The organism is Amycolatopsis vancoresmycina, assembly GCF_000716785.1.
GTDB classification, from domain to species: domain Bacteria; phylum Actinomycetota; class Actinomycetes; order Mycobacteriales; family Pseudonocardiaceae; genus Amycolatopsis; species Amycolatopsis vancoresmycina.
On record NZ_JNYY01000021.1, the window covers coordinates 98,273 to 109,310 of the forward strand.

Sequence of the window (11,038 nt, forward strand, 5' to 3'; positions counted from 1 at the left end):
ACGGCTCCCCCTAACTCTTCGCCGGGGCCGACGGCGCGAACCAGCCGAGCCACCCCAGGACGACCCCGGCGACGACGACGATGCCGATGACCCAGACCGGCCGCAGCCGGGCCTTGACCGTCAGCAGGTACACCCCGGCCGTGACCAGCACCGGAAGCAGGAACGGCAGCAGCTCGTCGAGCCGGTCCTGGATCGCCACCGACTGCGTCACCGGCTGCCCCTGGACCGTGGTGGTCTGCCGGTAGGTGAGGGTGGTGACGACCTTGACGATCGACGGGATGAACCCGCCGAGCACGACGAACCCCAGCACGGTCGCCCCCTGGGCGACGCGCGCGAGCGCACCGGCGGCGAGGTGCCCGGCCAGCCGTTTGCCCTCGCGGTAGGCGAACCCGAACTGCCAGCGCCGGATCAGCGCGTACGGCACGAGCACCATCACCGCGGCGAAGGCCGGCCCGAGCCAGTTGCCCTGCAGCGCCCACGACGCGCCCATGGTGAAGACGATGCTGTTGTAGAGCGCGAAGACGACGGTGTCGCCGATGCCGGCCAGCGGCCCCATCAGCGCGACCTTGGTGCTCGCCGCCGACTTCGGCGTGCCCGCCTCCTCCAGCGCGACGCTGGAGCCGAGGATCAGCGGGCCGCCGACGAGCACGGAGGTGTTGAAGAACTGCAGGTGCCGCTGCAGGCCGGCGACGTAGTCGGCCTTCTCCGGGTAGAGCCGGCGCAGCACGGGTTCCATCGAGTACGCGAAGCCGAGGGCCTGCATCCGCTCGTAGTTCCAGGAGATCTGGCTGGACCAGAAGTACCGGCGGAACGCGCGGCGCAGGTCCTGTTTCGTCAGCCGCGGGTCCGCGGCGGGCTCTTCGGCCGCGGCCTCGGGCACCGCGAGCACCGGTTCGTCGCGCTTCAATGTCACGAACAGCATCGCGACCGCGACGCCGACCAGCGCGATCCCCAGCACCGGCAGTTTCAGGTAGGCGAACCCGACGAACCCGATGAGCAGCAGGTACCAGTACCGCGACAGCTCCATCATGCCGAGCAGCAGCGCGAAGCCGACCGCCGGCAGCAGCGACCCGGCGAGCGTCATGCCCTGCACGAACCCGGCCGGGATGCTCGCGGTGATGTCCTTGACCAGCCCGCCGGACGCGGCGAGCGCGGCCAGGAACGTCGGGATCGCGCGGACCGCGACCCACGGGACCAGGCTGACCCAGTGGATCACCGCCAGGCCGCGCGCGTTGCCGTCGGCGGCGTAGCCGTCGGCCCGGTGCACCAGCGCGGTGGTCACCATCTTGCCCACCGGGTCCAGCGCCGAGAGCAGGATCGCCGCGGGCAGCCCGACGCCGATCCCGATCGCGGCCTGCGCCGCCGGCGCACCGGCGGCGCCCGCGGCCAGCGCGGTGCCGACGATCGCGCCGGTCTGGTAGTCCGGGATGGTGGCGCCGCCGTAGGTGTAGACGCCGAGCGCGGCCAGCTCCAGCGTCGCGCCGATCAGCAGGCCGAGCAGCGGATGGCCGGTGATCAGCCCGGCCACCGAGCCGGCGATCAGCGGGCGCTGGGCGTAGATGAGGAACGGCCCGAGGCCGTCGTACGTGCAGTAGATCGCCCAGAGGGTCAGGGCCAACGCGACGAGCATGCGGAGCTAGAGCCCTTTCCGGTCGAGCAACGAGACGAAATCGGCGGGCTTGTCCTGCGGCAGCAGCTGCGTGACCAGCGGGACACCCGCGGCGGCGAGTTTGCGGTAGGCGTCGGCCTCGTCCGCGGTGACCGCGACCGAGCGGGTGACCATGCTGCTTTTTTCACCCGGACGGGGGGCGACGTTGCCGACGTTGACGATCTCGGGCCGCAGCCCGCCCTCGACGAGCCGGAAGACGTCCTCGGGGTGCTTCGCGATGATCATGGCGTCCGCGCCGGGCTCGGCGGCCAGCGTGGCCACGACAGACAGGACGTCGGTGGGCAGTCCGCGGGCGGCCTGCGGGAGCAGCATGCACTGGAGTTCGTCGGCGGCGACGTCGTCGTTGCAGACGACCAGCCGGCGCACGCCGAGGCGGCGGGTCCACGCGACGGTGACCTGACCGTGGATCAGCCGGTTGTCGATCCGGACATGTGCCCCCGTCATGTTTCTCCTCCCGGACGGCAGGAGACATACTGGTTCGTACCAGTATCTGTGTCAACACTGCCGGTGACCGGCCTTCGCGCGGCCGACGGAAGGACCCCTCAGACCTTCCGTCGGCCCGTGAGCGCGAAGTCCCCCTCTTTTTTCGGCCCGGACCCTCCCATAAAGGTATATACCAGTATGGACGGTCGTGATCGACTGTCAAGACCCTGGCCACGGCGAAATCCGAAAAATTCTCGCACGGTCGCCCGATCGAAATTCGCGGGGAATCGACGGGGAAAGTTCACCCGCCGGTGTCCGGTCCTGTCAGTGACAGCCCCCGGAGCTACTCCTAGGATCCCATTGGTCTAGACCGCCAGCCGGCCGGACATTCCCGCCGGAATCCGCGCAACCTGGTCCGGTCGTCGTCGTTAACGCTTCGTCCGCCCAGGGGAGGAAAGCATGCCGGCCGTCAGATCGAACATCGTCCCGCTCCGGCACGCGCGGCCGGGAGTGGTGGCGTACGTGAAGAGCCCGGCCGAGTGGTTCGTCGCGAACAGCGGCTGGATCCAGGGCAGCGACGGCGTCGCGCTGGTCGACACCTGCGGCACCGAGCAGGCGACGCTCGACCTCCTGCGCGACGTCCGCAAATACGCGGGCGAGCAGGAGCTCACGGTCGTCATCACGCACGCCCACGGCGAGCACCACAACGGCCTCGGCGTCGCCCTGCGCGACGGCGGCACCGCGCTGGCTGCCCCCGGCAGCCTCGACCTGGTCAAGGCCGGCCCGCAGACCTACGGCAACGTCTTCACGTACACGAGCTGGGGCGTGCTCGAACCGCCCGAGCCGTCGGCGGTCCGGCCGGTGACCGGCTGGCAGGAGCTGGACCTCGGCGGCGCGACGGTCGACATCGTGGCCGTGCCGGGCGTCGCCCACACGGCGGGCGACCTGGTGGTGCACGAACCGCGCTCGGGCACGCTGTTCACCGGCGACCTGGTGTTCATCGGCGACACGCCGATGGCGGTGCACGGCTCGATCCCCGGCTGGCTAGACGCACTCGACTGGCTCCAGGACACGTTCCGGCCGCGCACCCTGGTGCCCGGCCACGGCCCGGTGGCGACGCCGGGCCACACGGCCTTCCACGGGATGCGCGTCTACCTCGAGTGGCTGCTGGAGGCGACGACCCGCCAGTCCAACTTCACGAAGCTGGCGAAGCAGGCGTCCCTGCGCTGGCCGTCGTGGCGCAACCCCGAGCGGCACATCGGCAACCTGATGCGCGCGTACGCCGACCAGCACGGCCGCAAGCTGGACGTCGACCTGGCGATCGACGCGGTGCTGGCCGCCGCGGGCGGCCGCATCGACCTCGACTCCCTGCTGGGTGGCGAAGCGATCCGGCGGATCTCCTAGGCCACCGGGCCGCCCAGGCTCTCCAGCAGCGTCCGCAGCGTCGCGGCCAGCTCGTCGCGCTCGTCCGCGCTCAACGCCGCCAGGATGCGGTGCTCGGTCGCCACGTGGTCCGGCAGCGTCCGGTCGACCAGCTCGCCGCCGGCCTCGGTCAGCGCCACCCGGACCCCGCGGCCGTCGGCCTCGTTCGGGCTGCGCTCGACCAGGCCGCGCGCCTCCAGCCGGTCGAGGCGCTGGGTGATCGCGCCGGACGTCACCATCGCCGACCGCATCAGCTCCGTCGGGGTCAGCCGGTAGGGCGGCCCGCTGCGGCGCAGGGTGGCGAGGACGTCGAAGGACGCGCGGTCGAGGTCGTGGCGGGCGAACGTGCGGCGCAGCTCGGCGTCGACCAGCGCGCTGAGCCGGGAGAGCCGGCCGATCACCGCCATCGGGGAAACGTCGAGGTCGGGACGCTCGGCGTGCCACTGCTCGAGGACCCGGTCCACGTGGTCGGCCATCCGCACAGCGTAACGGATGTCTTAGCGGTAAGTGAGATGGTAGCCATTTAGCTTAGCACTGAGGTAATCTGCCTTAGTGCTAAACAATCGACTCGGGGTCCTCCTCGTGACCGCCCTCGCCCCGGCCATCTGGGGCACCACCTACCTCGTCACCACCGAATTCCTGCCACCCGGGCGCCCGCTGCTGGCCGCCGTCCTCCGCGCCCTGCCCGCCGGGCTGCTGCTGGTCGCGCTCACCCGGCGGCTGCCGAAGGGCGACTGGTGGTGGCGGTCGCTCGTGCTCGGCACGCTGAACATCGGCGCGTTCCTCGCGCTGCTGTTCGTGGCTGCCTACCGGCTGCCCGGCGGAGTCGCCGCCACACTCGGCGCCCTGCAGCCGCTGATCGTCGCGGGCCTGTCCACCGGCCTGCTCGGCGAACGCCTGACCCGGCGGACCGTGCTCGCCGGCGTCGCCGGGGTGGCCGGCGTCAGCCTCCTGGTCCTGCAGTCGACCGCGCGGCTCGACGCGATCGGGGTGGCCGCCGCGGCGGGCGGCGCGGTCGTGATGGCCACCGGTGTCGTGCTGAGCAAGCGCTGGACGTCACCGGCGCCGCTGCTGGCCACCACCGGCTGGCAGCTCGTCGCGGGCGGGCTGGTGCTCGTGCCGGTCACCCTGGCCGTCGAAGGCGCTCCGCCGGCATCGCTGTCCGGCGCGAACCTCGCCGGCTACGCCTACCTCGGCCTGATCGGCGCCGCGTTCGCCTACGCGCTGTGGTTCCGCGGCATCCGCGCCCTGTCCGCCACGCACGTGACGTTCCTCGGGCTGCTGAGCCCGGTCGTCGCGACGCTGCTCGGCTGGCTCGTCCTCGGCCAGCGCCTCACGCCGTGGCAGCTGCTCGGCGCGGCGATCGTGCTCGCCGCCGTCGTGGTCGCGCAACGGAAGCCGTTGGGCCGGACGGGGGCTGATAATTATCAGCCTTTGACAACCGCTCACCGGGACACCGACGCTGAAATGGTCTGAACAACTTGCGATCATCGGCCTCGACGAGGAGGTGCCAGTGCGCACGAAAACGTCCTTGTGGCAACGGCTTGCGGTCTTGGCCGGGGCACTCGCGGTGGTCACCGCGACCGCCCCCGCCGCCGAGGCGGTCCCGGCGACCATCCCCCTGAAGATCACCAACAACTCCGGGCGCAGCGACCCCGTCTACCTCTACGACCTCGGCACGAACCTGGCGACCGGGCAGCAGGGCTGGGCCGACGCGAACGGCGGGTTCCACGCCTGGCCCGGCGGCGCGGTCCCGCCGATCCCGGCGCCCGACGCGTCGATCCCCGGCCCCGCGAACGGCCAGTCGATCACCATCCGGATCCCGAAGTTCTCCGGCCGGATCTACTTCTCCTACGGGCAGAAGCTGGTCTTCAAGCTCGCCACCGGCGGGCTGGTGCAGCCGGCGGTCCAGAACCCGTCGGACCCGAACGTCAACATCCTCTTCAACTGGTCGGAGTACACGCTCAACGACGGCGGCCTCTGGATCAACAGCACCCAGGTGGACATGTTCTCCGCGCCGTACGCGGTCGGCGTGCAGCCGGTCGGCGGCACGACGAAGAGCACCGGGCACCTGAAAGCAGGCGGCTACAACGGTTTCTACTCGTCTCTGCGCAGCCAGGCGGGCGGCTGGGCCAACCTGATCCGGACCCGCTCCGACGGCACCGTCCTGCGCGCGCTGGCCCCGAGCCACGGCATCGAAGCCGGCGCGCTGCCCGCGACCGTGCTGCAGGACTACATCAACCGCGTCTGGACGAAGTACAGCTCGTCGACGCTGACCGTGACGCCGGTGGCCGACCAGCCGAACGTCAAGTACTACGGCCGGGTTTCCGGCAACACCATGAACTTCACCAACACCGCCGGCGGGTTCGTGACGGCGTTCCAGAAGCCGGACTCCGACAGCGTCTTCGGCTGCTACAAGAACCTCGACGCACCCAACGACGTCCGCGGGCAGATCTCGCGCACGCTCTGCGCGGGCTTCAACCGCTCGACGCTGCTGACCAACGCGAACCAGCCCGACACCGGCTCGGCCGGGTTCTACCAGGACGCCGTCACCAACCAGTACGCGCGCAAGGTCCACGCGCAGATGGCCGACGGCAGGGCGTACGCGTTCGCCTTCGACGACGTCGGCCACTACGAATCCCTGGTCAACGACGGCAATCCGGCGACCGCCTACCTGACGCTGGACCCGTTCAACTAGAGCTTCACGACGACCGGCGCCACCGGCGTATCCCCGAGCAGCTCGCCCGGGGGCGTGCCGGTGCGCACCGGCACCGGCACCGCCGTGCCCGTCACCTCCACCACCGGCTGACCGCACGCCACCAGGTCCACCACGAGCACGACGAGCACGACGGTCCGCACGACCCTCACCCCGATCCGACTCCACCACTCCCACCGGGCACACGGCACACGCCGATCGCCGGTTCAGGTATTTCCCGCGCTCTCACCGGATCGGCTGAGCGGGGGGAAGACGCGAAGGAGTCCCCCATGGCGTACCGGTCCGCAGGGCCGCTTCTGGTTAGGCTGAGCGGGGCAACCGGAGGTGAAGTGGACACCACGACCCTGCTCGAGGCGGCCGCGCGCGGCGACCAGGCGGCCTGGGACGCCCTCGTCGACCGGTACGCGAGCCTGCTCGACCTCCCGGACTCCCCCGCCGCGGCAAGCTACGTCTGCTACGGCGCCGGCTGACCCGCAACTCGCGTGATCCGGGCCGGAACTCGCGTGATCCGGGCCGGAACTCGCGTGATCAGAAACGTAACTCGCGTGATCCGGGCCGTAACTCGCGAGTTCCGGCTCCGATCACGCGAGTTCCGGGTCCGATCACGCGGGTTCCGGCTCCGATCACGCGAGTTCCGGGTTCCATCACACCGGCCGAGCCTGAGCCGGGTCATCATGGGACTGTGCGGATCACGGCTTGGTGGGGCGGCCTCAGCCCGCGGCGGCGGCTGATGCTGAGCTGCGTCGCCGGTGTCCTCGCCGCGGTCGCCGTGGCCGGCTTCGTCGTCACCGCCGGGGCGAAGGCCGCGCCGGAAACCGGTGTGCCGGACCAGGACAAGCCCGGTCCCGTGCTGCTCGTCCCCGGCTACGGCGGCGGCCGGGACGCCCTGGAAACCCTCGCCGAGCGGATCCGGCAGGCCACCGGCCGTCCCGCCGAGGTGCTCACCCTGGCCGGCGACGGCACCGGTGACCTCGTCGAACAGGCCGGCGTCCTCGCCGACGCCGTCGAGAAGGCCTACGAACAGGGCGCGCCTTCGGTCGACGTCGTCGGCTACTCCGCGGGCGGTGTCGTGGCCCGGCTGTGGGTCAGCCGCGAGGGCGGGCTGCACCAGGCACGCCGGGTGGTGACGCTCGGCGCGCCGATGCACGGCACCGGCCTGGCCACGGCGGGCGGCGCGCTGGTCCCCGGCGCCTGCCCCACCGCGTGCGTGCAGCTGGCGCCGGGCAGCAGCCTGCTGCAGGAGCTGGCCAAGCAGCCGGTCCCGCCGACCCTGCCGTGGCTGTCGCTCTGGACCGACCGCGACGAGACGGTCACCCCGCCGGACTCCGCCCGGCTCGACGGCGCCGTCAACGTCTCCCTGCAGGAGGTGTGCCCCGGCAACACCGCCGCCCACGGCGACCTGCCCACCGATCCCGCCGTCACCGAAATCGTCCTGCAGGCGCTCGGCACCACCCCGCTCGAACCGCCCGCGGAATGCCTCAGCTCGTGACGTCCTTCGTCGCGAAGTTCGCCCAGGCGGCCCCGAAGAACACGACGATGTAGCCGGCCTGCAGCAGCAGCCCGTTGTCGATGTTGCGCCACAGCACCGGATCGCGGAAGAAGTCGATCCACGACAGCCAGTAGTGCGTCGGCAGGTAGGGCTTCACGGACGCGGCCGCGTCCAGCGTCTCCAGCACCGTGCTGATGATCAGCGCGGCGAGCCCGCCGAGCGCGGCCCCCAGCGCCGAGTCCGTGACCGTCGAAAGGAACACCGTGATGGCGGCGAACCCCAGCATCGACACGACGATGTAGGTCACCGCGCCCAGCAGCCGCAGGCCGAGCGCGGACGAACTGAGCGACTGCCCCGACAACGACGTCACCCCGGACGGCTGGCCGCCCGGGCCCGCGACGCCCGGCGTGCCGCCGGTGCCGAACAGGAACACCCCGAGCACCAGTGACGTCAGCACGACGATGACGATCGCCGCGGTCACGTACACGGCCAATGCCACCATCTTCGCGCCCAGCAACCGCGTCCGGCCGACCGGGCGCACCAGCAGGTAGCGCAGCGTGCCGGCGGCCGCCTCGCCGGCGATCGCGTCACCCGCGGTGACGGCGACCGCGATCGGCAGGAACAACGGCAGCACCAGCGCGAGCGCGGCCGCCGGGAACAGCGCGCCGTCGTTCACCACCGCCGACAGGAACGCCCCGCCCTGCCCGGGCGGCGGCGCGAAGTCGGCCGTCGCCAGGAAGACGCCGACGATCGCGGGCAGCAGGCACAGCAACAGCACGCTGAACCACACCCGCGGCCGCAGCGCGAGCTTCCGCAGTTCGACGCCGATCATCCGGCCGCCCCGAACCGGTCCGAGCCCGGACCCGTCACGTCGAGCACGACCTGTTCCAGCGTCCGCTGCTCGGCGTGGATGGACGTCACGCGCACCCCCGCCTCGACGAGCAGGGCGTTCAGCGCCGCCGGGTCGTCGTGCCGGATGACGAGCCGGTCGCCGTCACGGGCTTCGAGCTGCCCGTCGAGCACCGCGGCCGCCGCGGCGGGGTCCGGCGTGCCGACCAGGACCCGGCCGGTCACCGCCCGCAGTGTCGCCAGGTCCTCCTCCAGCACCAGCCGGCCCCGGTCGACCACGCCGACGCGCGTGCACAGCTGTTCCACCTCGGCCAGCAGGTGGCTGGAGAGGAACACCGTGGTGCCGCCCGCGTTCAGCGCCACCAGCAGTTCCCGGATCTCCTTGATGCCCTGCGGGTCCAGCCCGTTGGTCGGCTCGTCGAGGACGAGCAGCCGCGGCCGCCGCAGCAGCGCGCCCGCGAGCCCGAGCCGCTGCCGCATGCCGAGCGAGTACGCCTTCACCGGCCGCTGGTCGACCCCGCCCAGCCCGACCTGTTCGAGGGCTTCCCCGACGCGACGCCGCCGCGTGCGCCGCCCACCACCGCGCCCGGCGGCGTCGAGCAGAGCCAGGTTCCGCCGCCCGGACAGGTGCGGGTAGGCGGCCGGCCCCTCGACGAGCGCACCGACGTCGGGCAGCACCTCGGCGACCCGCTTCGGCACCGGTTTCCCGAGCACCTCGATCTCCCCGGCCGTCGCGTAGACGAGGCCGAGCAGCATCCGGACCAGGGTGGTCTTGCCCGAGCCGTTGGGCCCGAGGAAGCCGTAGCGGTCACCCTCCCGGACTTCGAGGTCGACCGAGTCGACGGCCACGGTGCGGCCGTACCGCTTGGTCAGCCCGCGCGTGACGATCACGGCCCGCTCCGGCGCAGCCGGGACAGCTCATCGGCCACGGACTTCAGCACGGCGGGCGTCACGGTCCCGGCCAGCAGGTAGGAGCGCCGCGACACCGACGACCGCACGATGCCGAGGGAAAGCGGAGTGATCGACAGCTGCACAACGCTCCCGGCGGCCAGCTTGGCCTGCACCGCACCGGCCTTCCCGGCGGCATCGCTCGCGGCGTTGGCAACGGTCCGCGGCACGGCGATCACGACGAAGGAGGCCAGCCCGCTGCCGTACAACGCGGCCCCCTGAACACCCCCGAAGTCCGACGACGTCACCGAACGCCCGGCGAGCCGCGCAGGCAGCGGCACCTGGCTGTACGCGCCAAGGGTGTCGGCAACATCCGGAGCGCTCGCGACGGTGAACCCGGACCCGAGCACGGGCCGCGGCGCCTCGACGACCGGAGTCGCCTGGTCGAGCTGCTGGAACTCGGTGACCAGAATCGGGGTCTCCTGCCCCCGCGCGGTGAGCTCGACACGCACGGCAACACCGGTGGCGGGGTCGGTCCAGACGTCCACCCGCCCGATGGTGGTATCCGGATCGGCGGGAACGACCCGGAACCCGGCCGCGGCAACCCCGGCAACATTCCGCCCGGGCAGCGCACTCACCGGATCACCACGGGCGGCACGCAGGACCCGCCGCGCAAGCTCCGGCGGCAGCAGGTCACCGCCCCTCGGCAGCCGGACACCGGGATCGCCGATCAGCTCGGTGAGGGTGTTGTCGCCGTAGTCCCAGGTGTACTCCCCATCGGGCAGCCGGTAGACATCGTGCTCACCGGCGGTACCCAGGATGTCGACCCGGTACCGATCAGGCCCGGCGTACCAGACGCGCATGGGCGTCCGCATCGAGAAGAGAGCGGTGACGGCACCCAGGTTCGGCAGTTCCGGCAGGGCGAGCGAGCCAACGCTTTCGGCGTAACCCTGGTAGGGCTTCCCGGCGGAGTCGAGGACGAGGGCACGCAGCTTGCCCGGATCGGTGGCCGCTCCGGCGGGGGCAAGCGCGGTAAGGATGGAGGGGCTGGAGACGAGCAGGACGGCCAGGGTGGCAACGACCGCCCACCGGCGCCGCTTTTCCCACCGCGCAGGCGAGGGTGTCATCCGGCATCACCTCTAGCATCATTTGTACGCCATGGAACGAGCCCGGGCCGACCGACGAAGCGGACCGGCGGCCGGCAGCGGAAGCCGAGCACGAACTCACCAGACCTCCCCCGCCCCTCATCCCAGCCTTCCCTTCAGCCGGCGGTCGGGTTTGTCAAGGCACGCTTTCCCGCCTTGACGAACCCGACCGCCGGCTGACACTCCCACCGGAGGGGCGGGGGAGGTCGGACCCGCCTCTCCGCCGCGGCAGGGAATTCTGCCGCGGCAAAAGACAAAAGCATGTCCTCGCCGGACGGGCAGGCTCTGGGATGACCACTCGTGCCGCTGTCATCTCCCGTTGGTGAGGTGGGCCGCAGGGTGGTCATCCCGTCGCCTGATTGAGGCCTATCACTTTGAGCCGGGCCCGCAAGGTTGCGCTGCTCTCTCGCGTTGCGCTCTGTGTTGCGGGCCCGGCT

General features: G+C 71.6%; 12 protein-coding genes. 5 read left to right on the forward strand and 7 right to left on the reverse strand.

What is annotated here, in order from left to right:
* Positions 1-10 precede the first annotated feature (10 nt).
* Positions 11-1,630, reverse strand: coding sequence for a PTS system mannose/fructose/sorbose family transporter subunit IID (locus OO60_RS36760; RefSeq protein ID WP_033263078.1), 1,620 nt, complete (start codon positions 1,628-1,630; stop codon positions 11-13).
* A gap of 6 nt (positions 1,631-1,636) precedes the next feature.
* A complete protein-coding gene (locus OO60_RS36765; protein ID WP_003083297.1) occupies positions 1,637-2,113 on the reverse strand; it encodes a PTS sugar transporter subunit IIB in 477 nt (158 codons plus the stop codon).
* A 438-nt stretch (positions 2,114-2,551) separates the two neighbouring features.
* Between OO60_RS36765 and OO60_RS36770 the strand changes: the two genes are divergently transcribed.
* Positions 2,552-3,496 (forward strand): MBL fold metallo-hydrolase, encoded by a 945-nt coding sequence (locus tag OO60_RS36770; protein ID WP_003083296.1) that lies wholly within the window; start codon positions 2,552-2,554, stop codon positions 3,494-3,496.
* Here the strand turns inward: OO60_RS36770 and OO60_RS36775 are convergent.
* The gene (locus OO60_RS36775) at positions 3,493-3,990 is read right to left on the reverse strand and encodes a MarR family winged helix-turn-helix transcriptional regulator (RefSeq protein WP_003083295.1); all 498 of its coding nucleotides are present in this window, start codon (positions 3,988-3,990) and stop codon (positions 3,493-3,495) included. The genes OO60_RS36770 and OO60_RS36775 overlap by 4 nt on opposite strands.
* A gap of 106 nt (positions 3,991-4,096) precedes the next feature.
* Here OO60_RS36775 and OO60_RS36780 point away from each other — a divergent pair, with 106 nt between their 5' ends.
* Together OO60_RS36780 and OO60_RS36785 are read left to right on the forward strand one after the other, a co-directional pair.
* Positions 4,097-4,990, forward strand: coding sequence for an EamA family transporter (locus tag OO60_RS36780; RefSeq protein WP_003083294.1), 894 nt, complete (start codon positions 4,097-4,099; stop codon positions 4,988-4,990).
* 37 nt (positions 4,991-5,027) lie between these two features.
* The gene (locus OO60_RS36785) at positions 5,028-6,212 is read left to right on the forward strand and encodes a glycoside hydrolase family 64 protein (protein WP_033263081.1); all 1,185 of its coding nucleotides are present in this window, start codon (positions 5,028-5,030) and stop codon (positions 6,210-6,212) included.
* On the opposite strand, the gene OO60_RS45595 is transcribed toward OO60_RS36785, so the two are convergent.
* Positions 6,209-6,373 carry a hypothetical protein gene (locus OO60_RS45595; RefSeq protein WP_240490695.1) on the reverse strand — a complete coding sequence of 55 codons (165 nt, stop codon included), beginning with the start codon at positions 6,371-6,373 and terminating at the stop codon, positions 6,209-6,211. The genes OO60_RS36785 and OO60_RS45595 overlap by 4 nt on opposite strands.
* A gap of 186 nt (positions 6,374-6,559) precedes the next feature.
* Between OO60_RS45595 and OO60_RS47985 the strand changes: the two genes are divergently transcribed.
* Positions 6,560-6,700, forward strand: a complete 141-nt coding sequence (locus OO60_RS47985) for a hypothetical protein (protein WP_003083284.1) — start codon at positions 6,560-6,562, stop codon at positions 6,698-6,700.
* Between the two features lie 212 nt (positions 6,701-6,912).
* Entirely contained in the window at positions 6,913-7,719 is an 807-nt protein-coding gene (locus OO60_RS36790; RefSeq protein WP_003083281.1) for a lipase family alpha/beta hydrolase, read from the forward strand.
* Here the strand turns inward: OO60_RS36790 and OO60_RS36795 are convergent.
* From OO60_RS36795 to OO60_RS36805, 3 genes are read right to left on the reverse strand one after another with little or no spacing between them, the layout of a single operon-like run.
* Positions 7,709-8,551, reverse strand: a complete 843-nt coding sequence (locus OO60_RS36795; protein ID WP_003083279.1) for an ABC transporter permease — start codon at positions 8,549-8,551, stop codon at positions 7,709-7,711. The two genes, OO60_RS36790 and OO60_RS36795, sit on opposite strands and share 11 nt — an antisense overlap.
* Complete coding sequence (locus OO60_RS36800; RefSeq protein ID WP_003083277.1) at positions 8,548-9,459, reverse strand: ABC transporter ATP-binding protein; 912 nt, start codon at positions 9,457-9,459, stop codon at positions 8,548-8,550. Before OO60_RS36800 ends, OO60_RS36795 begins: the two co-directional genes overlap by 4 nt.
* Entirely contained in the window at positions 9,456-10,583 is a 1,128-nt protein-coding gene (locus OO60_RS36805) for a hypothetical protein (protein ID WP_003083275.1), read from the reverse strand. The genes OO60_RS36800 and OO60_RS36805 overlap by 4 nt, the downstream gene beginning before the upstream one ends.
* Between the last annotated feature and the right edge of the window lie 455 nt (positions 10,584-11,038).